The organism is Arthrobacter sp. ZGTC212 (assembly GCF_002929255.1).
Lineage (GTDB): Bacteria > Actinomycetota > Actinomycetes > Actinomycetales > Micrococcaceae > Arthrobacter_B > Arthrobacter_B sunyaminii.
On sequence record NZ_PJIJ01000038.1, the window covers coordinates 1 to 653 of the forward strand.

The following is a 653-nucleotide window of genomic DNA, read 5'->3' on the forward strand; positions in this document are numbered from 1 at the left end:
GCTTCCGCTGCGAGCTCCGGGGCGGGAGCGCCGAAGAGGTTGTGGGCGGTCTGCTGCGCCTGGGCGGGGAGGACACCGGAAACGGCTGCGGCGCCGGTTCCGCCGACGGCAATGGTGCCGGCTGCCAGGACTCCGGCAGCGACTTTGCTGGTGGCGAGGACGGTGAACAACGACATGAAAACACTCCAAAACCTAGACAACACTTTTGATTCGGGCCCGCCGGGCGGACCCATCACCTCCTACATCGCGTGGGACGCCGGAAAGGTTACGGGTGCGCGGAATCTTTTTTCACGGCGCTACGATCGATGCATGCCTGCCATCCCGGAGTCCACAAAAAAGCCGAACACCTGGCAATCGATGGTGGACAGCAACAAAGCCCTGCTTGTCAGGAAGACCGGCGAGGACACGGCGTACTGGGTTGGGAAGGCGCGCGCCGCAGGAATCAAAAACGACGGCGAGCTCCGCACCTGGATGCGGGACACCTTCGGGGTGACGGGGTACGCCCAGTACGCGGTGTCATGGGAAATGTTCGGCTACCCGGACTTTATGCTGCGTGACGCCGACGAGCTGATCAACGGGCAGTACGCCAACCACCCGCACTTGAGGCCCATCGCGGATGCCATCCTGGCCTGGGCGTCCGCTACCGAGGGAGT

At 63.9% G+C, this 653-nt stretch carries 2 pseudogenes; one reads left to right on the plus strand and one right to left on the minus strand.

Going from position 1 to position 653, the window contains the following annotated elements:
* Window positions 1-176 (minus strand): annotated as a pseudogene (locus tag CXQ89_RS19015) (protein tyrosine phosphatase); the annotation flags it as partial.
* Window positions 177-309: 133 nt separating this feature from the next.
* Between CXQ89_RS19015 and CXQ89_RS17730 the strand changes: the two are divergent.
* Window positions 310-653, plus strand: a pseudogene (locus tag CXQ89_RS17730) (hypothetical protein); the annotation flags it as partial.